Here is a 1,064-nt window from a genome sequence, read left to right as displayed (position 1 = left end):
TTAATAATAAGTTTTGTATACCACACATCAATACTCTAGAGTGTCAGGGTTTAGCACGGCACTCAAAGAGTATGGAGTTCAAGAGTGAAAATTGACGATCTAAAACTGTTCACCAAAGTCGTCCAACTTGGCAGCTTTACAGCGGCAGCCAATGCTTTGGACTTGCCACGAGCAAATGTTAGTCGACGCATTGGAGAACTGGAACGTTACCTCGGAACGCAACTTTTTCACCGCACCACTCGCAGCCTTTCGCTGACAAACAAAGGCGATGCCTACTACCAAGATCTACAAAAAGTCCTCACCTTGCTTGATTCGGCAAACCAGCAAGCCAGTAACGAAAGCATCGAGGTCAGAGGAAAAATCAAACTTGGCCTTCTGCCAGAAACCTATGAACATCTTCAACCCATTTTGTTTGAATTTCAGGATCAATACCCGCAGGTCGAACTCGACATTCGCAATATCAACAATGGCTTTATTGATATGTTTCAGCAGGGGTTGGACATCGCGCTGCACGGCGGCATGCTGTTTGATTCAGACATTGTCGCGAGAAAGATCTTAACGCTAGACCGATGTGTCGTTGCCTCACCGAACTATCTTCAAACTCACGGCACGCCCGCCACATTAGAAGAGTTGAGCGATCATCAGTGCATTTGTTTTCGTTGGCCAAATGGCAATGTCGACAACCTTTGGCATTTTCAGGAACAAAACGTAGCGCTCAAACCAAAACTCATTTCCAACAACATCGGCTTTATTAAAAGCTCCACAGTGCTTGACCGCGGCATCAGCTATATCCCAAAACTGTTGGTAAAAAATGAGCTCGAATCCGGTGCATTGGTGCAAGTATTGTCTCAATATGCTGTCACGGAAGAAACGGGGTGGTTACTCTATCCTCAACCGAAAACGCTGAACCAAGCTAGCCGGTTACTTATTGAACATTTGTGCAATAAAATCCCAAAACTTTTGTAGTTTGCATTTATTGTCATAAAATTTGTGACATTGAATCATGCGCACGCATGATTATCTGAACATCTGTGAATTATAAGATGGCGCCGAAATTATGGAGC

Annotated in this window: 1 protein-coding gene; it reads left to right on the top strand. The window is 44.2% G+C overall.

Translation table 11 applies throughout. The annotated features are described in order from the left end of the window. Positions 1–84 precede the first annotated feature (84 nt). The gene (locus R7Q48_RS24805) at positions 85–966 is read left to right on the top strand and encodes a LysR family transcriptional regulator (RefSeq protein ID WP_005479816.1); all 882 of its coding nucleotides are present in this window, start codon (positions 85–87) and stop codon (positions 964–966) included. The last annotated feature ends 98 nt before the right edge of the window (positions 967–1,064 follow it).

Source organism: Vibrio sp. 378 (genome assembly GCF_033339435.1).
The sequence above is the reverse complement of the archived record's forward strand: the minus strand, read 5'-3'. Positions and strand labels throughout refer to the sequence as shown.